The sequence below is a fragment of the Clostridium gelidum genome (genome assembly GCF_019977655.1).
GTDB classification, from domain to species: Bacteria; Bacillota; Clostridia; order Clostridiales; family Clostridiaceae; genus Clostridium; species Clostridium gelidum.
In genome coordinates this window covers 5,974,716-5,999,384 of sequence record NZ_AP024849.1, presented here as the reverse complement: position 1 = coordinate 5,999,384, position 24,669 = coordinate 5,974,716, and the positions used below count along the sequence as shown (strand labels likewise).

Below are 24,669 nucleotides of genomic sequence, written 5' to 3'. Positions count from 1 at the left end.
AAGTAATGGACAATTAGAAGCCATATAATAGTAAGTGGGAACAAAAGATGTTTCCTCTCATAAATTCTCAAAATCCTAATCCCCCAAGACATTTATAGAAATATAGATGTCTTTTATTATGCTTATAATCCGGTAGAAACAAAAATATATTTTGAAGATAAGTGGACTTAAGCCACAAAAAAATATTTAGTATCTACTGGTTTATTTATATTTAATTACTTAATTTTATTGAGTAAAAAATATTATTAACCTTTGCGGAATTCCACAAGTAAAGAAAAAAATAATTATACAATAAGGAGGAATTATCATGGACATAAAAATTAAGGATTTAACACAAGTTATCCCCAATTCAAGTGATTTGATTCTAATCAGTCAAAATGAAGCTCTGACAGGTTCAACTGTAGAGGAAATAAGGGATAAGGAATTAAGAAGAGAAGTAGAAACTGCTAGAGGAACACATGTTACTTTAGGTGATAGGTTAGATGGAATTAATTTTTCATTGATAGAGTTAGAACAAAAAATTGATCCTATTGATTGTGGGGTATTTTAGAAAGACTAGCAAAACATTTAAAAAATTAAATGAAAGAGAGTGATATATAATGGCACAAACTTTAAAAATTAAAAGAGGAAATAATGCAAATCTGGGAGGTTTAACACTAGAAGCTGGGGAACCAGCTTTTGTATTAGACACAGGAAAACTTTATGTAGGTGATGGTGCTGATAAAGTTTTGATTAATCCAGATATAGTACCAAAATCAAAAACTACTGATAAATTAAATACAGCTAGAACAATTTCTTTAAGTGGCGATATTACAGGAAGTGTTTCATTTGATGGAAGCAGTGATGTAACAATAGTAACAACAGAAAAAGCATCAGGAGTAACATCAGGAACTTATAGTAAAGTTACAGTTGATAAAAAAGGAACTGTAACTGCAGGTACAAATATAACTGCAGATGATGTACCAACATTAACATTATCTAAAATAAGTGATGTTGGAACAGCTGCTTCTAAAAATGTAGGTATTGCTTCAGGGAATGTACCAGTCTTAGATGAAAGTGGAAAGTTAGATACAAGTATATTACCTGCAATAGCGGTAACAGATACTTTTGTTATAGCAACAGAAATAGAAATGTTAGCACTAACTGCACAAGTTGGGGATGTTGCAGTAAGAACAGATTTAAATAGATCATTTATATTAAAAACTGCTGATGCAAGTATAGTAGCTAATTGGCAAGAATTATTGACTCCAACTGATGCAGTATTAAGTGTTGCTGGTAAAACTGGTATAGTTACTCTTACATCTGCTGATGTAGGTCTTGGAAATGTAACAAATGAATCAAAAGAAACAATGTTTACAAATCCTACATTTACTGGAGTATCAATAGCACCAACTGCAGATGCTGGGACTAATACAACACAAATAGCAACTACTAAATTTGTAACAAATGCAGTAGTAAATAAGACAAGCATATCTGGAAATGCTGGAACCGCTACAAAATTAGCAACACCTATAAATATATCCTTAACTGGTGATGTAGTAGGTTCAACTAGTTTTGATGGTTCAACTGACGTTTCAATAACTGTAACAATAAGCAATATAGATGGTGGAACATTTTAATAAAGAAAATACGAGGAGGAAAAATAAATGTCAAATAAAATACAATTTAAAAGAGGAATTAAAGCTAATTTACCAGTTTTAGATGCAGGAGAACCTGCATTTACAACTGATACAAAAGAATTTTTTGTTGGAGATGGGGTAGGTAATATTGAATTTGCTAAACAATCAGATTTAGAAATAACTAATACGCAATTGTCAGATATAGTGAAGGAAGTATCTAGCATCGATGGTAGAAAAATTTCTGATGGTACTTTGAACTTTAATAGTTTAGATACTGAAACTAAAGATTTAATAGATAAAATTCAAGCTGAAAGAATAACTGGAGGAACATTCGGAGGAGAAGTTAAAGCAAAAACTAATACAGATTATACAGTTGCACAAGTAAGAAATATTATATTATCACCAAATATAGCGGATGTTTCTAAAATGAATAATGGAGATGTCTGGATTAAATATGAATAGAGGTGATTTAAATGTCTTTAATATTTTGGGGTAAATATAATATAGCAACTACTAATTATAAATATACTAATGTTGATTCTAGTGTAATTAAATATGAGTATGCACCACGATATGATAACGATAATCGTGAAATTACTAATGATCCAACATCAAATAACTACACATGGATAAAAGCAGGGAATCTAAGAGATTATATAGGTTCTTATGTATTTTCCGGTGGTTGGTGGCAAATAGGACCAGAAAGACATATCAGATCAAATGATAGAGATACATTTATATTATATCAAGCAACTGTTATGACAGGAAACGTAAAAAATAAAGGTTCATATATATCTGATGTATCTGGACTTCCAAATACTTATCCTGATAATGGAGTTAGTGGCTCTTATTGGTATGTAAAATTAGCCGATGCTGCACCAACGGCTCCGACAGGAGTAATATGTGATTCAAAAGCTTTTGCTAAAAAAAGCATAACTGTATCATGGACAGCCTCTAGCGACATTAATTTAGATGCTATAACTTATTATATAGATTATTACAATGGGACTTCATGGATAAACGTAGGAAATACTAAATCATGTAATTATGATTATATACTTCCAGATATATCTATTAAAAATGCTAAGTTTAGAGTAAGAGCAAATGATGGACAACTTGATTCTGTTTATACAGAATCAAATGTATTTGAAATAGTTCGTATTCAAATATCTATGAATATTGATTCTCAAATAAGAAGATTTTCAAATGGATATGTAAAAATAGATGGAACATTAAAAAATATGTCTAATGTATATATAAAAGTAAATGATACATTAAAAGAAATCTAATTATTTTAAGTATATTATTGCTACTGCAAAACTGAAAATATTTAATAGAATAACTTTAATAAAAATATGTATGGTACTTACAGGAATGTAGGTGCCTTTTAATATTGTTACACAATATGAAATTATGATGAATTATTTAGAAAGGAAGTAATAAATGAATGAAGAACTAATCCAAGACAAACTAGAAACTCACGAAAAAAGGCTTAATAATCATGGAAGCAGATTAGATAAGTTAGAGCAAGACTCAAGAGAGCTTAAAACAGAACTTAAAAACTTGTGTGAAAATCTTGAATCACTCACAAATATGATGAAGTGGTTTATAACTGCAATAGGAGGAGCTTTGATAAGCTTCTTTTTTTATGCAGTTCAAATAAGGATATTTAAATAAATCACTATGAAAGAAAAGAGCAGTTCAGAGATGCGTCATCTATTTTACGAAAAATAGATGGTATACTGGACTGTTATTTTTTTTGAGGTGAAAAAATAATAAGGCACATGAAATAAAATAACAAAACATAAGGTGGTGTATATATAATGACAGAATTATTAATTAATCAAATTGCTCCAATAGCAGCTACTGCTATAGTAGCTATTTTAGTAGCAATAATTAAACAAGTTGGAAGAGCAGCAATAGAATTCTTTGTTACAAAGAAAAAGGAAGTTGAACAAAATATAAAGATTAATGGACATGAAGAAGAGTTAAATATTGCTAAAGAGGTATGGAATATCATAGAAGAAAAATTTAGGATTACAGAAAATGCAGAACAAATTTTAAGTTCTAAAGCAGATGAATTTGATAACTTATTATTACAGCGCATTCCTGAATTATCTGCGAAGAACCTAGAAGATTTAAGACAAGCTATAGCTGGAGAATACAATAAAGGTAAAATAAACTTAGCACAAGGAACTGAACAATCCTAGTTTTCAGAGTAGAAATTAAGGTTGCTACAATTTTAAGGAGGAATTTCTATGAATATAATAGATGTGGGATTAAATTTTAATGGATCATTAACATATGAAAATAATCCACAAGAAATAGTATTACACCATGCTGAAGCTTCAAATTGTACTGTACAAGATATTCATTCATGGCACTTAGCTAATGGATGGCTTGGAATAGGGTATCATTTCTTTATAAATAAACAAGGTAATATATATAGGGGTAGACCAGAAAATGCAGTTGGCTCACATTGCCCAAAGCATAATTCTATAAGTCTTGGAGTATGTTTTGAAGGTGACTTTATGACAGAAAATATGACACAAGAACAGATAAGTGCCTATAAGGAATTAATCAAATATATTCGTGCTAAATATGGAGATATACCAATCTATGGACATAAAGAATTATATTCTACAGAATGTCCAGGAAACAACTTCCCACTAGAAGCTTTTAAGGATATTGTAGTAAATAACATATCTGAAATAGGGTGGCATAAGGATGCTACAGGGTGGTATTACTTAACTAATACGCAAGGTTGGTATTACAAAGATTCTTGGCAAAAGATAGATGGAGAATGGTATTCATTTGATTCAGAAGGATATGCTAGACAATTTGTTTGGTTACAAGATCAAGCTAAATGGTATTATTTAAAAGATAATTGCAAAATGGCAAAAGTAGAATGGTTATGGGTAGATGGGGAATGTTATTGTTTTAATGAGCATGGAGAATTGTATGTTGATTGTTTTACATCAGATGGCTATAGGGTAGATCAAACTGGTGCTTGGATTCAGTAAAGATGTTTTATTACCATATATTCTTCAAAAATTTTCTCTATAATTAAGTATGTTTAGATAACATATTTTTAGTATTAGCATTTCTATTTTGAGAAAAACTCCTTTGTGAATAAAATAATTATTTTTATATTGTGGAAAACTATAATTAAAATAATTGTGGATAAATAAAAAAGCAAACTACTGTGTATAACTTTTCCATAAAAACTATGTGAATAAAGTTTTAGAATTTACTTGAAAAAAGTATCTGCTTTAATCTACATATAATATGCCGTATTAAAACAGATACTTTTCATTATATTTTGAATGTGAAAATTTATTACATAAATTAAATACGAGCAACTCCACTTTTAATTGCAGCTTCTTTAACAGCCTCTGCAACTAAAGATTGAACCTTTAAATCAAATGCCTTTGGGATTATGCATTCAGGATTTAAATCTTCATCAGAAACAGCATTTGCAATTGCATAAGCTGCAGCTACTTTCATTTCTTCGTTAATTTCTGTAGCTCGTACATCTAATGCACCTCTAAATACTCCAGGGAATGCTAATACATTGTTTATTTGGTTTGGATAATCTGAACGACCAGTTCCCATTACTGCAATCCCAGCTTCTTTTGCATCTTCAGGGAATATTTCTGGAGTCGGATTTGCCATAGCAAAGATTATTCCATCTTTATTCATTGTTTTAACCATTTCCTTTGAAACTATATTTGGAGCAGAAACTCCTATAAATACATCTGCAAATTTAATAGCATCTTTAAGCATACCAGTTTCATTATTTGGATTAGTTATATTAGCTAATTCTTGCATGTAGATATTATGACTTAAATCTTTATCTCTACTTATTACACCATCTATGTCACACATCACTATGTTTTTAACACCAGAAGAAAGCAATAACTTACATATAGCAGTTCCGGCAGAACCAGATCCGTTTATAACTACTTTTATATTTTCTAATTTTTTGTTTACTATTTTTAAAGCATTTAATAGACCTGATAAAACAACAATAGCAGTTCCGTGTTGATCATCATGGAATACTGGAATATCTAATTTTTCCTTTAATCTTTTTTCAACTTCAAAGCATCTAGGTGCTGAAATATCCTCTAAGTTTATTCCACCAAAAGAAGGGGCAATGTTTATAATTGTAGCAACAAGTTCATCTACATTTTTAGTATCAAGAACTATTGGAAATGCATCTACATTACCAAATTCTTTAAACAATACACTTTTACCTTCCATAACAGGCAAAGCTGCAAGAGGTCCAATATCTCCAAGTCCTAAAACTGCAGTACCATCAGAAACAACAGCAACTGTGTTCCATTTACGAGTATATATGTAAGCTTTTGTAGGATCTTTATGTATCTCGCGACAAGGTTCTGCAACTCCAGGTGTATATGCAAGACTTAGATCCCTAGCGTTATTTACTTCACAAGTTGGCTTGATTTCATATTTACCTCTTTTTTCTTCATGGAATTTTAAAGATTCTTCATAAATATTCATAAAAACACTCCTTAATAGTTTAAATATAATTAATTCTTATAAAAATCAGTACTAAATACAATGATATAGTACAATTATACGAATTATTTATGAAAAAAGCAAAAAAATATTCGATATATGGTTGACCAAGAAAGTGTACTTTGCTAATATTTAAAAGGAGAGATTAAATATAATTAATAAAACTCCAAATAATGGTTAAAATTAAGGTTAATAAGATTATTTATTTAAGGGAGGCAATATAAATGTCAGCATTTATTGTTTTAGGAGCTCAATGGGGCGATGAAGGAAAAGGAAAGATGACAGATTACTTAGCAGAAGAGGCTAATGTAGTTGTTAGATTCCAAGGTGGAAACAATGCTGGTCACACTGTAGTGGTTGGCGATAATGAATACAAACTTCACTTAATACCATCAGGAATTTTATATGAAGATAAATTAAATGTAATAGGAAATGGAGTAGTTGTAGATCCAAAAGCGTTATTTGAAGAAATAGATTACTTAGAAGGTGTTGGAGTTAAAGTTACACCTGAAAAGTTAATAATAAGTGATAGAGCTCAACTTATCATGCCATACCATAAAACATTAGATATATTAAAGGAAAAAGCTAGAGGAAAGAATGATATAGGTACTACAGGTAAAGGAATAGGACCTTGCTATACAGATAAATTTGAAAGATGTGGAATCAGAGTTTGTGATTTAATGCATGAAGATGTTTTCGTTGAGAAATTAAAAGAAAATATTGAAATGAAAAATCTTTATATTACAAAAGTGTTAGACGGAGAAGCATTAAACTTTGATGAGATATTAAAAGAGTACTTAGAATTTGCTAAGAAGTTAAGACCATTTGTTCAAGATACATCTGTTAGAGTATATAATGATATTAAAGCAGATAAAACGGTTTTATTTGAAGGTGCTCAAGGAATGTTACTAGATATTGATTATGGAACATATCCATATGTAACGTCATCAAATACAACAGCAGGTGGAGTATGTAGTGGTATTGGTATAGGACCTAACATGGTTACTAATGCTGTAGGTATAACAAAAGCTTATACTACAAGAGTTGGTAAGGGACCATTCCCAACGGAATTACTTGATGAAACTGGAGATTGGATCAGAGAAAAGGGTCATGAATATGGTGTAACTACAGGAAGATCAAGAAGATGTGGATGGTTAGACTTAGTTATAGTTAAAACAGCAGCTAGAGTAAGCGGACTAACTTCATTAGCTGTTACTAAAATAGATACATTAGCAGGACTTGAAAAAATCATGGTATGCGTTGGATATAAGTTTAATGATACAGTTATAGATTATTTCCCAGCAAGTTTGGAAGACTTAGCTAAATGTGAACCAATATATGAAGAATTCGATGGTTGGGATGATAGTGTAGCTGATGTTAGAAGTTATGATGAATTACCTAGTAATGTTAAAAAGTATTTAGCTAGAATATCAGAATTTACAGATACTAAGATTTCAATAGTTGGAGTTGGGCCTAAGAGAGATCAAACTATGAGAGTAGGTAGTTTATAGTAAAGAATTATGCTCAAATTTATAGTCAAGCATTATACTCGGGTATTGACTTTCAATTTAATATAAAATATAATTGTAATGTAGACAATAATTATACAAAGTTATATTAAAAGAAGGTGAAAGTATGATAACTAAGGATATGACAATTGGTGAAGTAGTTAATGGAAATTCATCTAAAGCTGAAGTTCTAATGAACTTTGGAATGGGATGTGTTGGATGTCCATCAGCTCAAGCTGAAACTATAGCAGAAGCTGCAACAGTTCATGGATTAAAATTAGACGATTTATTAGAAGCATTAAATAGATAATATGATAATTTACAAGAGGATTTTCTTATTAGAGAATCCTCTTTTTAATTTTTCAAAATTATCTATTAAATTTAAAAAACTTGAAGTGCCTTACGAAAAATGATAGGGATATTTTTCTATAAAGGATACATTAGATAATATATTTAATTAAACTATTATGTTAATATTATTATATAAGATATATTTTGAAGTTTATTTGAATCAGTAATAGACAAATATGAGATAAGAGAAGAGGGTAGAGATGGGTAAGAGTTTTACAAAGAAATATGAAATACATTATTATGAAGTAAATTCCAAATTGAGATGTAAATTGTCAGCAATAATTAATTTTATTTGTGATATAGGTACTCAACAATCAGAATATTTTGGTGGTGGAATTGAGTATTGTACAAAAAATAATTGTGCTTGGGTATTTTATAAGTATGATATAAAGATGTACAGATATCCAGTTTTTGGAGAAACTATAAGTATTACTACACAACCTGTAGGTTTTAAAAAGTTTTATGGATTAAGAAAATACATGATTAAGGATGAAAATGACAATCTTATTGGAGAGGCATTAGCATTATTCTTCTTAATTAACATTGAAAAGAGAAGACCTATGAGAATACAAGAGGAACAATATGATATTTATGGTGTAGATGGTGACGTTGATTATGATATAAGTATGGATAAAATAGAGAAAAATGATGAAGAGCAATATAATATACAATTTAATATTAGATACAGTGATATTGATTCAAATAATCATGTTAATAATGTTAAATATGTTGAGTGGGCAATAGAAGCTGTTCCTATTGAAGTAGTCAATAATTATAATTTAAAAAGAATTAAAGTAACTTTTGAAAAAGAAACAATATATGGTGATAAAGTATCAGTATCTGCAACGGTAAAAGAAATTGAAGAGGATAATTTAAAATCATATCATACTATAAGAAATAGTGAAGGAACCGAATTAACGTTATTAGAGGCAGATTGGGAAAAAATAAAAGATTGATGTTAAAAAAAGAGTTATAACAAAACCATGGAGTTTAATCATGTTTTGGTATAACTCTTTTTCATTGTATAGTTAAAATGGAATATTTAACTATTAGCTATAGATTTGGCTACTAAATAACCAGAACTCCATGCCCATTGAAGATTAAATCCACCACAATCACCATGAATGTCTAGTATCTCGCCACAGAAGTAAAGATCCTTAACTAATTTAGATTCTAAGGTTAAATTATCTACTTCACAGGTATTTATTCCTCCTACAGTAACTTGGGCATTAGGAAAGCCATTAGTACCTGTACAGTTGAAATCCCATTGTTCTAATTTATTAATTAATTTATTGATATATTTCCATTCAATACTGCTACAAGGTAAGTGAATATCATTTATTCCAACATCTTTGAGTAGTGTAGAAATTAATTTTTTATTTATTACTCCAATTAGTGCAGATGATATTTCTCTATAATTAAATATGGAGAAATGTGTAGCAAAAAAATCTTCGACATATTCTTTGCTTTCATATGGAAACATATCAATTCTTATAGTCACTTTTGAGCCCTTACTGAGAGCCTTAGAGGCACAAGAGGATAATTGAAGTATAGGTGGCCCTGAGATGCCATAATCAGTGAATAAAACTTCACCGATATCTGTTCGTATGATCTCATCATTAACTAATACAGATACAGAGCCATCAAATTTAATTCCAGATAAAGCTTTTAAATAAGGATAATCTAATTTTAATTGAACAATACCAGGTTGTGGTTCTATAATACTGTGCCCTAAGGATTTACTTAGTTTATAGCCAGAACCATCAGAACCAGTTTTATTAGCAGATTTTCCACCACAACTTAAAATAACCTTGTTACAAGAAAAGTTTTCACAATCTTCATTATTGGTATACAAAGTGAAAGTTTTCTTTTTGCTTATAGAATTAATTTTACAATTCGCATATAAAGGTATGTTTCTATCCTCTAATGCCATTCTAAATATATCTATTACAGAAGAGGCTTGAAGAGATTTTGGATACATCTTACCGTTTTCTAATTCTGTTAAAGGCAAGCCAAGAGATAAAAACATACTTCTAGTATCTTCTATTGTAAATTTATTTAAAGCTTCTTGAAAAAAATTATCATTTTCGCTGTGGAAGTTATTATATGGAAAGGAAATATTATTATTAGTAATATTACATCTGCCATTTCCAGTTACAAGAATTTTTTTACCAATCCTGTCATTTCCCTCAATAATAGCTACATCTATGCCAAAATCTTTAGCTACTATTGCAGCCATCAAACCAGACGCACCACCACCGATAATTATTAAATCGTGATAAATCATATTTATCAATCACTCCTTGTTTATGTAATAAGGCATATGAAATAGAATAACGAGTTAATAGACTAAAATGCTAAGTTGTTATTTTTTATATGCTAAATAAAGTTTATCACAGTAATATTCATGTTAAAAGAAAGGAATACTAAAATGAGGTGATTTTTAAATGGAAGCAAAAGTAATTAATAATAAGTTAGATGATTTTGGAGGCATTTTTAAAGTCAGAAGAATGAATTTTGATAACATAATTGTTAATTATCCAACTGGTAGTGGGATAAAAAGTTTTTCTTTTGAAGATATAGAATGTGTAAGTCAAAATAACATAGATGAATTTTTAATTAAACATAAAAATTTTTTAAAGATTAAATTAAAAAGAGGAATATCAGTAACTTTTTATAATGCATTATATGAATCATTAAAAATTGAAATTGAAGAGGAAATAGAAAATTTAGATGTATTAAGAGATAAATATAAAATAAACAAGAGGGGAATTTGGGATAAAGAAATATTGCTAATTATAAATAATAAGTTTCCATTAGAGGTTATGGCATCAGGACAAAACTTCAAAAGAAACGGATATAATATAATTATTAATAAAATAGAAAGAGATAATTTTATGGAAATATGTGATGCAGAAATTAAAAATATAAACAGTGAAATAGAACTGAAAAAAGGCATTTTATCAAGTTTTAGAGAGGCTATAGAACAATTTAAACATTCTAATAAAATATCTAAATAAATGTATATATAATTAAATTAAATAAGGTGAAAATAAAAAAAATGAAAAAAGGTGTTGACAGGCAATCTAAATTTAGGTATTATAGTCTATGTGGTCAGCAGCTTGAAGAATACAAGGACAATAAATAATACATTTAAGCGAAAGACAACATAGTATGGCTCCTTGGTCAAGAGGTTAAGACACCACCCTTTCACGGTAGTAACAGGGGTTCAATTCCCCTAGGAGTCACCATTTTATTTCATCTTATGGGCGCATAGCTCAGCTGGGAGAGCACCTGCCTTACAAGCAGGGGGTCACAGGTTCGAGCCCTGTTGTGCCCACCATGAGATGGCCTAGTAGCTCAGTTGGTTAGAGTGCCGGCCTGTCACGCCGGAGGTCGAGGGTTCGAGTCCCTTCTGGGTCGCCATTAAAATATTGCTGGCATGGCTCAACGGTAGAGCAGCTGACTTGTAATCAGCAGGTTGTAGGTTCGATTCCTATTGCCAGCTCCATTTTAAATAATATAAACAAACTTAATATGGCTCCTTGGTCAAGAGGTTAAGACACCACCCTTTCACGGTAGTAACAGGGGTTCAATTCCCCTAGGAGTCACCATTTTATTTCATCTTATGGGCGCATAGCTCAGCTGGGAGAGCACCTGCCTTACAAGCAGGGGGTCACAGGTTCGAGCCCTGTTGTGCCCACCATGAGATGGCCTAGTAGCTCAGTTGGTTAGAGTGCCGGCCTGTCACGCCGGAGGTCGAGGGTTCGAGTCCCTTCTGGGTCGCCATTAAAATATTGCTGGCATGGCTCAACGGTAGAGCAGCTGACTTGTAATCAGCAGGTTGTAGGTTCGATTCCTATTGCCAGCTCCATTTTAAATAATATAAACAAACTTAATATGGCTCCTTGGTCAAGAGGTTAAGACACCACCCTTTCACGGTAGTAACAGGGGTTCAATTCCCCTAGGAGTCACCATTTTATTTCATCTTATGGGCGCATAGCTCAGCTGGGAGAGCACCTGCCTTACAAGCAGGGGGTCACAGGTTCGAGCCCTGTTGTGCCCACCATGAGATGGCCTAGTAGCTCAGTTGGTTAGAGTGCCGGCCTGTCACGCCGGAGGTCGAGGGTTCGAGTCCCTTCTGGGTCGCCAAATCAGAACAAGTTCTAGTTTTATACTAGGGCTTGTTTTTTTATTGTATTTACTCTTTATAAGCTTATAAAGCTATCACTTACAACGTACTTAAAAGAGTCATTTTAATGGTACTAGGCGAAGATCTACTAAGTTATATCGTTCAGCGTGCAAAAGTACACCACTAACAAAGTCTTATAGGTGCAGCACGAATTTGGACAGTAAGAAGGCTTAGTAATTTTTCTTATGTTGGAGCTTGTATATGAATACAGATAACCATATCAGAAGTTGTACTTATGCTTGGTGATTATTGAATTTTACTTACCATAATTAGATGCTTATCCCAAACAGAGAAAATGGATACATATTTGTAGAATAGGCATTTAGAAACTTCCAGCGAAATTTTCTTAGTCCTATGGAACAAATATGTACCCATTTTAGGCCGGTATATATAATTATCTATTTTTTTCTAGATTCTTTTTAATTCTTATATCTTCTGAATAAAATTTACAAAGTTTAAATTCACCGATTAATCTAGATGCTATTCTTTCACTATATTGTTTTGTTATACCAGGTAATATTAAATTAGTGGAGATAAGCATTTTTTTATTGGTAAGAATTCTTTTATTAATTATATTAAATAATTCAGTTATAGAGAATTCATTAAGATGCTCAGCGCCTAAATCATCTATTATCAATAAATCACAGTCTAATAATAATGATTCTAAAGCCGAGTCATTATTAAATCTTATATCCCTTAAATTCTTAATTAATTCATCAGAAGTTTTGTATATAACCAAATAACCCTTATCTAATATAGCCTTAGATATACAATAAGATAAATAAGTTTTTCCGCTACCTGGATTGCCATAAAATAACAGATTGATATCTAACTTTGAGAAGTTTGGAATATAATCTTTCAATATATATTCTAAGTTATTTTCCATATTTTTTCGTGGAGAAAATTTTTCATCTCCAAGCTTATGATTTGAAAATAAATCTAAATCAAAGTTATTAAAGTTATTAGCTTTGATTGCATTTTCTAATTCTGAATTTTTATAATACAACTTAATTAATTTCTGCTTATAGCAGTTGCATTTAACATTACTTATAAAGCCTGTATCCTTACAATTATTGCAGTGATAGTGCAAATTCAGATATTCAGGGTCATATCCTCTTTCAACAAGCATTTCACATTTCTTAATTCTTAAATCTGTAATGTCTTCCTTGAAATTATTTAACGTTTTTTCGCCATTATTAGATTTAAGAACTGACACTGCCATTTGCAAAGATAATTTTTGTATCTTATTATCTAAATCAATAATTTGAGGATATTCTTTTGATATTTCAGTCTTTCTAAGTTTTAAAGCTCTAGCTTCATCTTCTCTAAGTTTATCATAGATTTTTAAAATTTCAGTTTGATATCCTTTAATCATCATTATCCCATCCTAAAAGTTTTTTTTCTAAGGAATCATAATCATATTCTCTTCCTTCAAAGTTGTTGAACTTAAGAGGAGCTTTTTCATTATTATTATAACTTTTTTGAAATTTAGAATTTTTAGTGTTCTTAGCATCTTTAAGAGCTATATCCTCTAATGTTTTAATATTATTTTTATTCCAATTAGTAAGTATACCATCAATGTACTTGAAATCTGCTCTATTTAATCTTTCAGAACATATATCACAGGCCTTTAAGATAACTTCATTTGGAAACTTATATATAAGAAGCCATTTCTCTATTAAGTCCTGTTGGGGTTTCATTATATCTGTATTATTTATACCTAAATAAGTTAATATTTTTCTTATATTAATCCATTTATCTTCAGCTTTTTTTATTAAATTTTGTGCTTGTTCTATGGTACTTATTTTTAAATCATGCCAAGACAAAGCCACTTTTTCAATATATCTTGAATCACTTTTACCTTTTGATATACAGTATTCCATTAAGATTAAAATCAACTCAGAAGAAAAACCAAATTCTCTTTGCCAATTTAAATAAATTGACATCTCATTTGGAGATAAAGGTCTAGCTAAAAGCATTTCAATATCTTTTAGCATATCTTTAGTAGTAGTGCTATCTAAAGCTTCTAATAAGTCCACTTGTTTAGTAGATTTAGCTGGTTCTTGAATTAAATCTATAAATTCTACGTTATAATTCCCCATTTTATCTATTTGAGTGAATTTTATAACTTCTTGGTCATTCCAATAATTTAGTGCATTCATAATGTCAGATTCTAATAAATTAAGTGAGGAAGCGAGTATTGATGAGCTAACTCCGAATTCACCAGAAATATCATGTTTTAACATCAATAAATAAATCTTTATAAATTCACCTCTAGCTTGTGGCATGTATTTCTCTATAAATATATTATTAACAGGAGTGAACCCTAGGGATTTACTCTTCAACATAAATGTGCTCATTTTGCTTACTACCTACCTTTCAATGTATTTTGATATGTTTATTGTTAAATAAGTGTGTACTACTAGTGTATATAAGTAATTATAGCATATTATAAGTAGAATAAAGTAAAATATTAAGGTGTTGTAATAATTAACCATCTAAAGATGTTTAATCAACACAAGAGTTAAGATTAATATAAAAATACAGAACTATATCAATCTTAAAAATAGTTCTGTAGATTATTAGTAATTATAAATTTAATTACTAATGCATAAGATCATTTGAATATATGATTCCTAATAATTAAGGAATAAGTTTATTAATATTGAGAGTGCCTTTACCTTGAACTGTTCTAGATATATCTAAAACAGGCTCACATACAACATTTAGTAATGAACTCATATCTTTAAAGGTCATAGATGGATTTTTTTCACAAAGCAAAGCACATAATCCACTAATATAGGCAGCAGCAATTGATGAACCAGTAAAAGTTTTATATGGTGCATCAAGTTTATTTGGATAAAGCTTAATACCATTTTTTTGAGAAATATAGTTACTATCAGAATTTAATGAAATAACATTAACACATGCAGCAGATAGATCTGGTTTCGATAATTTCCCATAGGGTCCACTAGAGGAATATAGATAAGGTTTTATTACTGATGATACGGTATCTAATCCTGCTACAGTAATACAACTTGGAAGAGTAGCAATTCCCATAATGGATGACGAATTATTTAAGTTGCTTCCACTAGGTACTATCGGAATTAAACCTTTAGATATAGCATAATTAAAAACTGAATGAAAGCAAGAAATAATAAATGTGCTATGAGTTAAAAGTTCAAATGGCAAGCATAATATTTTTATATTTTTTTCTTTAGATATATTAGAAAGACTTTCTATGGAATATAGTATGTCAGAAGCAAAGCCTTTACCAAGCTTATCAAATGCTTTATAACAAAATAAATTACTTTTACTGCATATTCCTTTGTACATATTATTTGATGACAAACCACTACTACATAAGATTCCTGCCATGGAAGTGCCATGTCCATTATCATCATAAGGATACTGATAATTATTAATTAAATCTTCGAATAATTCTATTCTATTGATAGGAGAAGTTAAATCTGGATGAGGAAATACTCCACTATCTATAAGACCTATGCCAATTCCTGCTCCAGATAAACTATGTGTCTCAGAAAAACGAATTTTATTAGCAGTAGTAACACTCATGCCACATAAAAATAAATATTCATCTAAATAGATTTTTTCTATTTCAGGATACTCTAAAAGTCTATCTATACTGCGAGAATTGAGTTCTGCACTTATAAGATTAGCAGATTCTATAATATGATGAACGGTACCTTTATATGAATTAATTTTTTTCACAACTGAAGATTGAAAATCTTTATATTGTATAAGTACTCTATAATTTTTATAAGCATTATTTGAAATATAGTACTTTAAATTACAATCTAATTTCTTTTTATATGAAAACATAAATTTCTCCAAAATATTATTACTTCAATATATTATATGAAAAATAAATTTATTGTTAATAGAAATAAAATAAAAATAGAGATTAGAAAGTAAAAGTCTCTCCTATATCGATGATTTTTATTGCATCATCATTTAACATTAATAATGTTTCTTCAGTCTCTTCAAAATTCTCTAATGAAATTTGGAATGTTTTATAATGAATAGGGATCATTACGGGACAATTCATCATTTTAAACATCTCATAGCTTTGTTCTGGAGTACAGTGCATATATGAAAACCTATCAGGCTTATAACATCCCACAGGCATCAATGCTACATCACAATTAATATCTTTGAAATTATTTGTAAGAGCAGTATCACCAGCAAAGAATACACTTTTACTTTCTCTCTCAATCAAATATGAAATACTTTCATTATCATTACCAATATAAAAACGTCTACCATCATGATCAGCTTCATATGCAGTAATTTTTACAAAATCATCCTCATACACGTCTCCAGGATGTAATAAAATTACACTTTTGAAGCCTAATAACTTAGCAAGTCGAAAATAGCCTTTTGGAACAATTATAATTGCATCTTTGTTTAATTTTCTAAGTGATGAAAAGTTCAAATGATCCATATGACCATGAGATAAGAGTATATAATCTACTGTTAAATTATTTATATATGTTGGTTTTTTTACGGTTCTTTTAAAATAGCCTAATAAACTAGAAAATACAGGATCTGTTATAATGAGTTTATCAGATAAGTTAATAACTGTAGTAGCATGACCAAACCAATTAATAGAGTTTTCTGTAATTTCTTCAGATTTTACCGGTTCGCTTTTTTTAAAATATTGTTTTATATTGTTGGATGTTAAATGGAATAAAAAATTAATATTAGAAAAAAGTTTCAAAATTTAGCCTTCCTTTCTTAGTGATTCCATTTAAATATTATAATACCTACAATCATAATGGCAATGCCTAAAAAGTGATTTAATGAAAATTTAATCTTTTCACTATCAAATAATCCAAAGAAATCAATAAGTGCAGCAGCAAGTAATTGAGATATTAATATAATACCAATTCCTAAGGTAGGGCCCATAGAACTAACACTTTTCATTACAGTAAAGGTTATTATAACACCTAAAATTCCACCTAATAAATAGATTTTATTAGCTTCTTTTAAATGTGTATAGCTTCCATCGGAAAAAAAGAAAAAGACTATAAGGCTTACAATAAGAGCAATGAGTTGAACTAATAATGTAGTTTCCCATACGCCTATCTTTTCGCCTAGTCTTGTATTAAATACGCCTTGAACGCTCATAGCTATTCCTGAAATTATTGCACAAATTATTCCAAACATAATATCACCTCAAGGATAGTATTTCCTTAAGGCCATTTACTATGCCTTATATAGAATAAAAATATTATTATTTAAGATTATATTATGTTTAATATCAAACACTGTTATATGTTACTTTTAAAAATTAAATTACTCCTAAATTATCTAGATTTTTAATAAATTGACTTTGTATTTGAGATTCTGAAAATCCGAGTGTTAATCCTAAACTTAGTAGGTCTTCAAATAAAGTTAAGTAGTGGTCCATAGAAGGAGAAACGATTAAATCGTTAATATCAATATATAAATTTAAGAATTGATCACTTAAACAATAATCATTAGGATTTATAGATACTCCTATTAGATCTGTATATTTATTATCAATTCCAAGTGTTAAAGTTTGAGAAATACAAGTTATATATTTATTGAATATTGCAGTTAAATTTACATGTTTAATATTTGGAGTTAAATAATTAAAACAAAGAGTTTCGCTAGCTAAATTACCAAGTGTTATTTGAAACTCTAAGTTTTTGCGAACTTGTAATTTATGTAGATCTAATTCCTCATTTATTGATAAAGTATCATTATAATTCTTTTGTTCTTTAAATAGTGGCTGAATATTCATAGTGAATCCTCCTACATTTTTAGTAACTAATCTTATTTTACAAAATCTTTAAAATAAATGAAAGCAACGAAAACGAATACAAAAAAATATTTTTATATATTTGCACAAAATTCAAAATATTAAGCCATTATTTCTTATTTAATGTAATTTATATAACAATTAGTTTAAGTTATAAAGATATAAAATAATAAGACTGTCTTAAAACTTTCATTTCAAGACAGTCATTAATATGGCCAACATTTCAAAAGGTAGCCGAAATTTATTTCAATTTTTACTAAAAACTAAGTTTATATATATTTCTGTAAAGATATAGTAATATATTATCAAAAGGATCTCAATGTATATGATTTTAATGGAACGTTTTTCCTTATAAGAGGAAGCTTCCATATTTCAATGCTTTTAATTTTTAATTTAGCAACATTATCTTTATTATAGATTTCAGGAAAGTTTAATTTCACATCTTGTTTTTTATAATCTTTAGGAATATAACCTAGATTAGCAAGGGAAACAAAGCTATCGTCAAAAGTGCTAACACTAAATCCATTAAGCTCTAAGGTATCTAAAAGACAACGAGAAAGTCTTTTTATGTATCCTTTGTTATCTACTTTTAAATTTACACTTTTAGTAGGTTCAAATAGATACACTAAATCACTAGCATCAATTCTAAAACTTTTATATGAAGCTATAATTTTATCAACAACTGGATATAATTTATCTAAATTAGGATTTTCTATAGCTGTTAACATAATAAAAGGTGCTGGTGAATTTCTGTTTGCTCTAAATTTTTTAGACATATTTCTTTGTATCGGTGATATTACTTGATAGGCTTCCTCATCAAATAATGCAACTATATAGTACTTCATGATAAACCTCACAATCTCAATTATTGAATTACTGAAAGTTTTAGTAAATTATAACACAATAAATAAAATAAAAGAATAGAATAATAATCAAATACTAAATATATAAATAGTAATTATGTAACTTAAGATAAATTTTAACATGCAAAACTATTTACATTTGGATATAAATAGAAAATTAAGGAATCAAATTACAATTAATCCAATTAAAAGTGGCATTAATTGTAATATATAATGAAAAAAGTAGTGATAGACTGAAAAAATGTATTTAAATAAATTTTGTTTATGATATAATAATTAAAGTAGATTTTAATAATAAAATAGGTTAATAATGCAAATTACTATAAATTAATTATAAATAGATATATTTTAGATAGATAGGGTGAATTCAATGGAAAGATTAGTTATAAACGGAGGAAACTTGCTAAAAGGCAGCGTTGATATCAACGGAGCTAAGAATGCAGCAGTAGCAATATTACCAGCAGCAATAATGGCAAGTGATGGAAAATGCATAATTGATAATATACCAGATATTGAAGATGTACACTGCTTAGAAAGAATACTTAAAAGCTTAGGTTGTAAGATTGTTAAAATAGATAATAATACTTTAGAGATAGATAGTACAGGTGTTGATAATTTTGATGCATGTATAGATGACGTTAGAAGAATGAGGGCTTCATATTACTTTATAGGAGCTTTATTATCACGATTTAAAAAAGCGAGAGTAGTTCTTCCAGGTGGATGTCCAATAGGGGTAAGACCTATTGATCAACATATAAAGGGTTTTGAAGCTTTAGGTGCAGAAGTAAGTATAGAACATGGTGCAGTTAATGTTAAAGCGGATAGATTAATAGGTGCTAATATATTTTTTGATGTAGTTTCAGTAGGTGCAACAATAAATGTAATGATAGCAGCAACACTTGCAGAAGGGATTACATCTCTAGAAAATGTTGCTAAAGAGCCTCATGTTGTTGATGTAGCAAACTTTTTAAATACAATGGGTGCTGACATAAAGGGTGCAGGTACTGATATAATAAGAATTAAGGGCGTAGAAAGCTTAAAAGGCTGTTCATATAGCGTAATACCAGATCAAATTGAAGCTGGTACATTTATGATAGCAGCAGCCGCTACAGGTGGAGATGTTTATATAAAAAATGTTATACCAAAACATTTAGAATCAATTACTGCTAAGCTTACAGAAATGGGAGCTGTAATTGAAGAGGGCGACGATTGCATTAGAGTAACTGTAAACAAACCACTAAAGGGAGTTAACATTAAAACAACTCCATATCCAGGGTTTCCTACAGATATTCAACAACCAATGTCAACATTATTAAGTATTGTCCCAGGAAGAAGTTTAATTACTGAATCTATTTGGGAAAATAGACATAAGCACATAGATGAATTAAAGAAAATGGGTGCGAATATAAAAGTTGAAGGTAGAGTTGCAATTATAGATGGTTCACAAAAGCTAACAGGTGCTAGAGTAAAGGCAACAGATCTAAGAGCTGGTGCGGCTATGGTTATAGCGGGACTCGTTGCAGAAGGTGAAACAGAAATAACTAGTATAGAGCACATAGATAGAGGATATCCTCACATAGAAAATAAATTTAAAGCTCTAGGTGCAGATATTAAAAGAATATATGTTGAAGAGTAATATAAAGGTTCACTTATACCCACAAGGGGCACAATGTAACCGCAAGGGGCACTACGTCCAGGAGCGTGCAGCCGTTATCTCCAACTTTAAGAAGATGGAGTGTTACGGATGCTAGCTATCGGACAAATCTCATAAGGGGGAGGAATTACAGTGATATTTTGTTCTTTATATAGTGGCAGTAGTGGCAATAGCATGTTTATTGCCTCAGATAAAGCTAAGATATTGATTGATGCAGGACTCCCAGGTAAAAAAATTGATATGGCATTGCAAGAAATTAATCAAGAGCCAAAAGATTTGAATGGGATTTTTATAACTCATGAGCATAGTGATCATATTAAGGGAATAGGTGTATTATCTAGAAAATATGATATTCCTATATATGCAAATGCTGATACTTGGTCTGCTATGGAAAATTCAATTGGAAAGATAAAAGAACACAATGTAAAAGTAATTGATAAACGATCAATTACAGAAATACATGATATGAATATTAAAGCTTTCAATATTCCACATGATGCTGTAGCACCAATGGGATATACAGTGAGTGCTGGGAAAAAAAGCATAAGTGTAGCAACAGATTTTGGTACTTTTACTAGGGAGATTTATGATAACATAAAAGATTCAGAAGTCATACTTCTTGAAAGTAACCATGATGTTAATATGCTTAAATTTGGACCATATCCATATTCGTTAAAAAGAAGAATACTTAGCGAGATAGGTCATTTGTCTAATGATGATTGCGGAATTGCTATTGTTGAACTATATAAATGTTCAGCAAATAAGAAGATTATTTTAGGACATTTAAGTAATACAAATAATCAACCTGATTTAGCATATCAAACTGTTTTGAATGTATTAAATGAAAACGGAATTAAGCAAAATCAAGACATAATATTAACTATGGCAAATAGGCATAATCCTAGTAGCTATATAGAAATTTAATTTATTTACGATTATAATATATAAATATTATATATAAGGCATAATGCCTAAAAATGCAGATTTAAGGGAGGACTTAAAAAATGAGTTTATATACACAATGGACTGAAATGGTTGTTGACTATGTTAAAAATAAAGGTGAAGAGGCTTTTTGGGTAGAATATAGTAAATTAGAAAAGGGAATCTACAAGGAGTTATTAGCTAATCATAAAGAAGTTAAAAAGACTACTATTAACGAGTTAGCTAAAGAACATAATTCTACAGTAGAATTTACTATGGGATTTATGGATGGAATTAATGACAGTTTAAAGAATCAATATGATCTTGAAGCTGTTGATGGTGATACAGAATTAGTATTTGATATAAATTTAGAAACTTTATACTTTAATATGTTAGATGCTAAAGCTGAATATTTATATAAATTACCACAATGGGAAGGAATATTCTCAGAAGAAAAGAGAAATGAAATACAAAAACAATTTAGAGAATCTAAAATTGTAAGAAATTTCGATAAAGTAGGAAGAAATGATGTATGTCCATGTGGAAGTGGCAAGAAATATAAAAAGTGTTGTGGAAGAGACAAATAATAATTGAATTTCTTAATTTAATTATTATAAAAGTTAGATTTTACTACATATGAAATAGATACTGGTAAAGTTATAAAAGTCCTATTTTTTAGATGGGGCTTTTTTCTTTTTGCTAATTTTATGAAAAATAACAATTCACAAATGTAAATAAAGTTGGTATAATTAAGTTATTATAGTAATATCTATATTTAATTAAGTTTATACATTAAATATATTTATTAAATTAATTCACATTAAAATTTTGACAATATAATAAATGGCGCTATGGTAGCACTAATAATAGATTTTTTTAAGAAATCTTTATTGGTGCTTTTATTTTTTTATAAAATCAGAATTAAAACTAAGGTAATAATATTTTGAGGAGGGATTAAATATGAGTTTGAAAATTAAATATTTACTTAATAGGAATTTAAGAGAACATTCAGAAAAGGTTTTTGAGGGAATATCTAATGGAAGGAAAAAGGCATTAGATAACTGGTTCAATGATAAATGGGCTCAATTAGATAATATTAAAAATTCACTTGTGGCATTAGAGGATGATAATGAGATAGTATATGATTATTTAGTGGAAAATGTAAATAAATATGAAGACTTTTGCGAAATATTTATTTTAGATGAAAATGGAGTAGTATCAGTTTCTTCATGCAAAAAGCATATAGGATTAAATATGAGTGATTTGCCTAATTTAAAAGCTGGATTAGAAGGTAGATCATTAATGTATGGTCCATATATAGATAAGAGAACGTTAGATACGGATATAAATAATAAGAATTTTGCTGATGATGTTACATTGATGTTTTCTAGCAGATGTAAAAACCACAGTGGCCAAATTAGAATATTGTGCTGTAGAACATTAAATGATGATATGAGTAATGTAATTCAAGATGAGGACACGCATATATATAAAGATTCTGGAGATAACTATTTATTTATGGTAAAGTCAAACAGAGGAATCAAGCAAGGAACAGCAATATCAAGAAGTAGATTTGAAGATAATACTTTTACCTTAGGTGATAATCTTAAGGATGGTATTAAAACTAGAAGCTGGGGAGTCGTACAAATTAAAGAGCACACTGAATTTGAAATAATATTCACTGACCCAGCAACTAATCAATTACATCCAGGTGTAGCAAACACTATTAAAAATGAACAAAATCTAGATTGCTGGCCTGGATATCCAGATTATAGACACATTATGGTTGGTGGTAAGGGAACATTAATAACCCCTCCTAATTGTGATGAAGTTTGGGGTATGATGTGTGAAGGTGATATAGATGAAATATATAATTTTCAAAGCATTAATTTAAAAATGCCAATGGCTATATCAATTATGTCAGCAATATTAATATCAATAAATTTGGTAACAACAAAAATTGCACCGGATATGAGTATCTTCACATCATTAGGAATGTGGTTTATATTGTCAATATTTACTTTGGTGATTTCCAAGAAGATGGTTTCATCACCTCTAAGTAAAACGATAAATATATTACAAGACATTGCTGAAGGGGAAGGGAATTTAACCAAAAGAGTAAAGAAAATATCATCTGATGAAATAGGAGAATTATCAAGATGGTTCAATAAATTTATAAACAATCAAATGAGTATGTTATATAGAGTGAAAAAGTCAGCAAAAACTACAAAGAAATCAGTAAGTATAGTTTCAAAAATAACAAGTGATGTTAAAAAAGGAATGGGAGTAATTGAAAATACAGTTGTAAGTTTACTGGAAAACTCTAAAGAGCAAAATTTAGTATTTCAAGATACAAAAAATAAGTTCTCAGAAATTACAGCATCAATTCAGGAAATGGACAGTCTTATTATAGAAGTTTCAGGAATAATTGAAGGTACTAATGAGAATTCATCAATAGCACAAAATGCATCAAACGAAGTTTTAACAAATATGCAGGAGTTAGAAAGTACAATTAGCAGAACAGTTGAGTCAATTAGTACATTGCAAGGATATTCAAATGAAATAAGTGAGGTTGTTAATGTAATAAGCAATATAAGTAAACAAACTCAACTTTTAGCACTTAATGCATCAATTGAAGCTGCAAGAGCTGGTGAAAGTGGAAGAGGATTCACTGTTGTTGCAGAGGAAATATCCAAACTAGCATTAGAAACTGGAGAGGCAACGAAATCAATAAGTAATGTTATTAAGCAAGTTCAAGAACAAACACAAGCTACCTTTGAATATGCAGGAGAGATAAATACTAAAGTAAGTACATCAACAGGAAGTGTAAAAAGTTCCATGCAATCATTTGAACAAGTCAATGACGATGTGAATATAATTGCTAGTGCTATGCAATCTATTGCAAAAATAACTTCAACACAAAGTGAAAATGTTGGAGATGTAATGAATAATGTAAGCACTATGGCGGATCGTATAGAACAATCTACTGAAAATAACTCAAATAAGAGTGAAGAATCATTAACAATGGTTAAAAAGATACTATCAGAGATAAGACAATTAAAACAAGCTACTGAAGTTCTAGAATATTCGTCAGATAATCTAAATGAAATGGTTGGATCATTTAAATTAAAATAGAATATCCTCCGAAATTAGATATATATTTGTTCCATAGGACTATGAAAATTTCGCTGAAAGCCACTAAATGGCAGG

Annotated in this window: 24 protein-coding genes and 11 tRNA genes; 26 read left to right on the top strand and 9 right to left on the bottom strand. The window is 29.4% G+C overall.

Going from position 1 to position 24,669, the window contains the following annotated elements; genetic code table 11:
* Positions 1-307: 307 nt before the first annotated feature.
* The 7 genes from psyc5s11_RS27560 (at position 308) to psyc5s11_RS27530 (ending at position 4,642) form a co-directional block, all read left to right on the top strand.
* On the top strand, positions 308-550 hold the full coding sequence (locus psyc5s11_RS27560) for a hypothetical protein (protein ID WP_224035612.1): 243 nt from the start codon (positions 308-310) through the stop codon (positions 548-550).
* A gap of 49 nt (positions 551-599) precedes the next feature.
* Complete coding sequence (locus tag psyc5s11_RS27555; protein ID WP_224035611.1) at positions 600-1,619, top strand: hyaluronate lyase N-terminal domain-containing protein; 1,020 nt, start codon at positions 600-602, stop codon at positions 1,617-1,619.
* Positions 1,620-1,646: 27 nt separating this feature from the next.
* Entirely contained in the window at positions 1,647-2,081 is a 435-nt protein-coding gene (locus psyc5s11_RS27550; RefSeq protein WP_224035610.1) for a hyaluronate lyase N-terminal domain-containing protein, read from the top strand.
* An 11-nt stretch (positions 2,082-2,092) separates the two neighbouring features.
* Entirely contained in the window at positions 2,093-2,908 is an 816-nt protein-coding gene (locus psyc5s11_RS27545; RefSeq protein WP_224035609.1) for a hypothetical protein, read from the top strand.
* A 154-nt stretch (positions 2,909-3,062) separates the two neighbouring features.
* On the top strand, positions 3,063-3,296 hold the full coding sequence (locus tag psyc5s11_RS27540) for a hemolysin XhlA family protein (protein ID WP_224035608.1): 234 nt from the start codon (positions 3,063-3,065) through the stop codon (positions 3,294-3,296).
* A 146-nt stretch (positions 3,297-3,442) separates the two neighbouring features.
* Positions 3,443-3,829 (top strand): cobalt ABC transporter permease, encoded by a 387-nt coding sequence (locus tag psyc5s11_RS27535; RefSeq protein ID WP_224035607.1) that lies wholly within the window; start codon positions 3,443-3,445, stop codon positions 3,827-3,829.
* A 48-nt stretch (positions 3,830-3,877) separates the two neighbouring features.
* On the top strand, positions 3,878-4,642 hold the full coding sequence (locus psyc5s11_RS27530; RefSeq protein WP_224035606.1) for a peptidoglycan recognition protein family protein: 765 nt from the start codon (positions 3,878-3,880) through the stop codon (positions 4,640-4,642).
* Positions 4,643-4,967: 325 nt separating this feature from the next.
* Here psyc5s11_RS27530 and psyc5s11_RS27525 read toward each other — a convergent pair whose 3' ends face one another.
* The gene (locus psyc5s11_RS27525) at positions 4,968-6,143 is read right to left on the bottom strand and encodes an NAD(P)-dependent malic enzyme (protein ID WP_224035605.1); all 1,176 of its coding nucleotides are present in this window, start codon (positions 6,141-6,143) and stop codon (positions 4,968-4,970) included.
* A 242-nt stretch (positions 6,144-6,385) separates the two neighbouring features.
* Here psyc5s11_RS27525 and psyc5s11_RS27520 point away from each other — a divergent pair, with 242 nt between their 5' ends.
* The 3 genes from psyc5s11_RS27520 to psyc5s11_RS27510 all read left to right on the top strand — a co-directional run bounded on the left by psyc5s11_RS27520 (position 6,386) and on the right by psyc5s11_RS27510 (position 8,976).
* Positions 6,386-7,672 (top strand): adenylosuccinate synthase, encoded by a 1,287-nt coding sequence (locus tag psyc5s11_RS27520; RefSeq protein WP_224035604.1) that lies wholly within the window; start codon positions 6,386-6,388, stop codon positions 7,670-7,672.
* Positions 7,673-7,796: 124 nt separating this feature from the next.
* Complete coding sequence (locus psyc5s11_RS27515) at positions 7,797-7,979, top strand: DUF1858 domain-containing protein (RefSeq protein WP_224035603.1); 183 nt, start codon at positions 7,797-7,799, stop codon at positions 7,977-7,979.
* A gap of 241 nt (positions 7,980-8,220) precedes the next feature.
* Entirely contained in the window at positions 8,221-8,976 is a 756-nt protein-coding gene (locus psyc5s11_RS27510) for an acyl-[acyl-carrier-protein] thioesterase (RefSeq protein WP_224035602.1), read from the top strand.
* Positions 8,977-9,062: 86 nt separating this feature from the next.
* Here psyc5s11_RS27510 and psyc5s11_RS27505 read toward each other — a convergent pair whose 3' ends face one another.
* Positions 9,063-10,307, bottom strand: coding sequence for a BaiN/RdsA family NAD(P)/FAD-dependent oxidoreductase (locus psyc5s11_RS27505; RefSeq protein ID WP_224035601.1), 1,245 nt, complete (start codon positions 10,305-10,307; stop codon positions 9,063-9,065).
* A gap of 160 nt (positions 10,308-10,467) precedes the next feature.
* Here psyc5s11_RS27505 and psyc5s11_RS27500 point away from each other — a divergent pair, with 160 nt between their 5' ends.
* The 12 genes from psyc5s11_RS27500 to psyc5s11_RS27445 all read left to right on the top strand — a co-directional run bounded on the left by psyc5s11_RS27500 (position 10,468) and on the right by psyc5s11_RS27445 (position 12,172).
* Positions 10,468-11,040 (top strand): hypothetical protein, encoded by a 573-nt coding sequence (locus tag psyc5s11_RS27500; protein ID WP_224035600.1) that lies wholly within the window; start codon positions 10,468-10,470, stop codon positions 11,038-11,040.
* A gap of 156 nt (positions 11,041-11,196) precedes the next feature.
* Positions 11,197-11,271 (top strand) — tRNA-Glu (locus psyc5s11_RS27495).
* A 16-nt stretch (positions 11,272-11,287) separates the two neighbouring features.
* Positions 11,288-11,363: transfer RNA gene (locus psyc5s11_RS27490), tRNA-Val, on the top strand.
* A 6-nt stretch (positions 11,364-11,369) separates the two neighbouring features.
* A tRNA-Asp gene (locus tag psyc5s11_RS27485) sits at positions 11,370-11,446 on the top strand.
* A gap of 10 nt (positions 11,447-11,456) precedes the next feature.
* Positions 11,457-11,531 (top strand) — tRNA-Thr (locus tag psyc5s11_RS27480).
* 28 nt (positions 11,532-11,559) lie between these two features.
* A tRNA-Glu gene (locus psyc5s11_RS27475) sits at positions 11,560-11,634 on the top strand.
* Positions 11,635-11,650: 16 nt separating this feature from the next.
* Positions 11,651-11,726 (top strand) — tRNA-Val (locus tag psyc5s11_RS27470).
* A 6-nt stretch (positions 11,727-11,732) separates the two neighbouring features.
* A tRNA-Asp gene (locus tag psyc5s11_RS27465) sits at positions 11,733-11,809 on the top strand.
* A gap of 10 nt (positions 11,810-11,819) precedes the next feature.
* Positions 11,820-11,894, top strand: a tRNA-Thr gene (locus psyc5s11_RS27460).
* Between the two features lie 28 nt (positions 11,895-11,922).
* A tRNA-Glu gene (locus tag psyc5s11_RS27455) sits at positions 11,923-11,997 on the top strand.
* Positions 11,998-12,013: 16 nt separating this feature from the next.
* A tRNA-Val gene (locus psyc5s11_RS27450) sits at positions 12,014-12,089 on the top strand.
* A gap of 6 nt (positions 12,090-12,095) precedes the next feature.
* Positions 12,096-12,172 (top strand) — tRNA-Asp (locus psyc5s11_RS27445).
* A 434-nt stretch (positions 12,173-12,606) separates the two neighbouring features.
* Here psyc5s11_RS27445 and psyc5s11_RS27440 read toward each other — a convergent pair.
* From psyc5s11_RS27440 to psyc5s11_RS27410, 7 genes are all read right to left on the bottom strand, one after another.
* Entirely contained in the window at positions 12,607-13,587 is a 981-nt protein-coding gene (locus tag psyc5s11_RS27440; protein ID WP_224038278.1) for an ATP-binding protein, read from the bottom strand.
* Positions 13,580-14,572: a DnaD domain protein gene (locus psyc5s11_RS27435; protein WP_224035599.1), complete on the bottom strand. Its 993-nt coding sequence runs from the start codon at positions 14,570-14,572 to the stop codon at positions 13,580-13,582. The genes psyc5s11_RS27440 and psyc5s11_RS27435 overlap by 8 nt, the downstream gene beginning before the upstream one ends.
* A 283-nt stretch (positions 14,573-14,855) precedes the next feature.
* Positions 14,856-16,055: a S8 family serine peptidase gene (locus psyc5s11_RS27430; RefSeq protein WP_224035598.1), complete on the bottom strand. Its 1,200-nt coding sequence runs from the start codon at positions 16,053-16,055 to the stop codon at positions 14,856-14,858.
* 82 nt (positions 16,056-16,137) lie between these two features.
* Positions 16,138-16,953, bottom strand: coding sequence for an MBL fold metallo-hydrolase (locus psyc5s11_RS27425; RefSeq protein WP_224035597.1), 816 nt, complete (start codon positions 16,951-16,953; stop codon positions 16,138-16,140).
* 17 nt (positions 16,954-16,970) lie between these two features.
* On the bottom strand, positions 16,971-17,402 hold the full coding sequence (locus tag psyc5s11_RS27420; RefSeq protein ID WP_224035596.1) for a DMT family transporter: 432 nt from the start codon (positions 17,400-17,402) through the stop codon (positions 16,971-16,973).
* A gap of 124 nt (positions 17,403-17,526) precedes the next feature.
* Positions 17,527-18,003: a dUTP diphosphatase gene (locus psyc5s11_RS27415; protein WP_224035595.1), complete on the bottom strand. Its 477-nt coding sequence runs from the start codon at positions 18,001-18,003 to the stop codon at positions 17,527-17,529.
* Between the two features lie 323 nt (positions 18,004-18,326).
* A complete protein-coding gene (locus psyc5s11_RS27410; RefSeq protein ID WP_224035594.1) occupies positions 18,327-18,866 on the bottom strand; it encodes a hypothetical protein in 540 nt (179 codons plus the stop codon).
* Positions 18,867-19,254: 388 nt separating this feature from the next.
* Here psyc5s11_RS27410 and psyc5s11_RS27405 point away from each other — a divergent pair, with 388 nt between their 5' ends.
* The 4 genes from psyc5s11_RS27405 (at position 19,255) to psyc5s11_RS27390 (ending at position 24,594) form a co-directional block, all read left to right on the top strand.
* Positions 19,255-20,520 carry a UDP-N-acetylglucosamine 1-carboxyvinyltransferase gene (locus psyc5s11_RS27405; protein ID WP_224035593.1) on the top strand — a complete coding sequence of 422 codons (1,266 nt, stop codon included), beginning with the start codon at positions 19,255-19,257 and terminating at the stop codon, positions 20,518-20,520.
* Between the two features lie 150 nt (positions 20,521-20,670).
* Positions 20,671-21,462, top strand: a complete 792-nt coding sequence (locus psyc5s11_RS27400; protein ID WP_224035592.1) for an MBL fold metallo-hydrolase — start codon at positions 20,671-20,673, stop codon at positions 21,460-21,462.
* Between the two features lie 80 nt (positions 21,463-21,542).
* Positions 21,543-22,046, top strand: a complete 504-nt coding sequence (locus psyc5s11_RS27395; RefSeq protein WP_224035591.1) for an SEC-C metal-binding domain-containing protein — start codon at positions 21,543-21,545, stop codon at positions 22,044-22,046.
* A gap of 373 nt (positions 22,047-22,419) precedes the next feature.
* Complete coding sequence (locus psyc5s11_RS27390; RefSeq protein WP_224035590.1) at positions 22,420-24,594, top strand: methyl-accepting chemotaxis protein; 2,175 nt, start codon at positions 22,420-22,422, stop codon at positions 24,592-24,594.
* Positions 24,595-24,669: the final 75 nt, after the last annotated feature.

Excerpts from the sequence above, each read along its gene's own strand:
- psyc5s11_RS27390 (WP_224035590.1), top strand. The coding sequence starts at position 22,420 with ATGAGTTTGAAAATTAAATATTTACTTAATAGGAATTTAAGAGAACAT.
- psyc5s11_RS27415 (WP_224035595.1), bottom strand. The coding sequence starts at position 18,003 with ATGAATATTCAGCCACTATTTAAAGAACAAAAGAATTATAATGATACT.
- psyc5s11_RS27540 (WP_224035608.1), top strand. The coding sequence starts at position 3,063 with ATGAATGAAGAACTAATCCAAGACAAACTAGAAACTCACGAAAAAAGG.
- psyc5s11_RS27510 (WP_224035602.1), top strand. The coding sequence starts at position 8,221 with ATGGGTAAGAGTTTTACAAAGAAATATGAAATACATTATTATGAAGTA.
- psyc5s11_RS27435 (WP_224035599.1), bottom strand. The coding sequence starts at position 14,572 with ATGAGCACATTTATGTTGAAGAGTAAATCCCTAGGGTTCACTCCTGTT.
- psyc5s11_RS27550 (WP_224035610.1), top strand. The coding sequence starts at position 1,647 with ATGTCAAATAAAATACAATTTAAAAGAGGAATTAAAGCTAATTTACCA.
- psyc5s11_RS27500 (WP_224035600.1), top strand. The coding sequence starts at position 10,468 with ATGGAAGCAAAAGTAATTAATAATAAGTTAGATGATTTTGGAGGCATT.
- psyc5s11_RS27505 (WP_224035601.1), bottom strand. The coding sequence starts at position 10,307 with ATGATTTATCACGATTTAATAATTATCGGTGGTGGTGCGTCTGGTTTG.
- psyc5s11_RS27410 (WP_224035594.1), bottom strand. The coding sequence starts at position 18,866 with ATGAAGTACTATATAGTTGCATTATTTGATGAGGAAGCCTATCAAGTA.
- psyc5s11_RS27430 (WP_224035598.1), bottom strand. The coding sequence starts at position 16,055 with ATGTTTTCATATAAAAAGAAATTAGATTGTAATTTAAAGTACTATATT.
- psyc5s11_RS27520 (WP_224035604.1), top strand. The coding sequence starts at position 6,386 with ATGTCAGCATTTATTGTTTTAGGAGCTCAATGGGGCGATGAAGGAAAA.
- psyc5s11_RS27515 (WP_224035603.1), top strand. The coding sequence starts at position 7,797 with ATGATAACTAAGGATATGACAATTGGTGAAGTAGTTAATGGAAATTCA.
- psyc5s11_RS27560 (WP_224035612.1), top strand. The coding sequence starts at position 308 with ATGGACATAAAAATTAAGGATTTAACACAAGTTATCCCCAATTCAAGT.
- psyc5s11_RS27525 (WP_224035605.1), bottom strand. The coding sequence starts at position 6,143 with ATGAATATTTATGAAGAATCTTTAAAATTCCATGAAGAAAAAAGAGGT.
- psyc5s11_RS27555 (WP_224035611.1), top strand. The coding sequence starts at position 600 with ATGGCACAAACTTTAAAAATTAAAAGAGGAAATAATGCAAATCTGGGA.
- psyc5s11_RS27530 (WP_224035606.1), top strand. The coding sequence starts at position 3,878 with ATGAATATAATAGATGTGGGATTAAATTTTAATGGATCATTAACATAT.
- psyc5s11_RS27420 (WP_224035596.1), bottom strand. The coding sequence starts at position 17,402 with ATGTTTGGAATAATTTGTGCAATAATTTCAGGAATAGCTATGAGCGTT.
- psyc5s11_RS27440 (WP_224038278.1), bottom strand. The coding sequence starts at position 13,587 with ATGATTAAAGGATATCAAACTGAAATTTTAAAAATCTATGATAAACTT.
- psyc5s11_RS27395 (WP_224035591.1), top strand. The coding sequence starts at position 21,543 with ATGAGTTTATATACACAATGGACTGAAATGGTTGTTGACTATGTTAAA.
- psyc5s11_RS27545 (WP_224035609.1), top strand. The coding sequence starts at position 2,093 with ATGTCTTTAATATTTTGGGGTAAATATAATATAGCAACTACTAATTAT.
- psyc5s11_RS27535 (WP_224035607.1), top strand. The coding sequence starts at position 3,443 with ATGACAGAATTATTAATTAATCAAATTGCTCCAATAGCAGCTACTGCT.
- psyc5s11_RS27405 (WP_224035593.1), top strand. The coding sequence starts at position 19,255 with ATGGAAAGATTAGTTATAAACGGAGGAAACTTGCTAAAAGGCAGCGTT.